Annotated in this window: 1 protein-coding gene; it reads left to right on the top strand. The window is 69.7% G+C overall.

Going from position 1 to position 646, the window contains the following annotated elements:
* Positions 1 to 17: 17 nt before the first annotated feature.
* A partial coding sequence (locus AB0O52_RS07600) for an S-layer homology domain-containing protein (RefSeq protein ID WP_364535623.1) occupies positions 18 to 646 on the top strand: 629 nt, incomplete at its 3' end.

The raw sequence follows: 646 nt of genomic DNA, 5'->3' as shown, positions 1-646 counted from the left end.
TCCTCGGGGACACGGTCGTGGCGGCGGGCACGTATCCCGGCACGGGGACGGTCGTGGTCACCGCGCGGGCGCAGACGGACTATGTCCTCGCCGCCGGGGCCCCGGCGTCCTGGACGAGCACGTTCAAGGCCACCCCGTTCCAGGTCACTCCTGCGGCGGTGACGTTCACGGACAAGGACGGCACGAAGGACGACACCTACACGGTCCCGGCCACCACCGGGGTGGACTATCTCCTCGGCGGAACCGTCGTGGCGGCGGGCACCTACCCCGGCACGGGGACGGTCGCCATCACCGCGCGGGCGCAGACGGACTATGTCCTCGCCGCCGGCGCGCCCGCGTCCTGGACGAGCACGTTCAAGGCTGGGTCTGCGGCATACATCCCGCCGGCTGTGTCGCCGTTCACGGATGTGTCCACGGGACAGCAGTTCTATAAGGAGATGGCCTGGATGTCGGAGAAGGGTGTCTCCACGGGCTGGGCGGAGGCCGGCGGGGCGCGGTCCTACCGTCCGCTGCAGTCCATCAGCCGCGACGCGATGGCCGCCTTCCTTTACCGGATGGCCGGATCCCCGGCATACACGCCGCCGGCGGCGTCGCCGTTCACGGATGTGTCCACGGGACAGCAGTTCTATAAGGAGATGGCCTGGAT

It is taken from the genome of Arthrobacter sp. NPDC080073, from assembly GCF_040686575.1.
Classification (GTDB): Bacteria; Actinomycetota; Actinomycetes; order Actinomycetales; family Micrococcaceae; genus Arthrobacter.
Note: the sequence above shows the minus strand (reverse complement) of the source record. Positions and strands in the feature narration are given on the sequence as shown.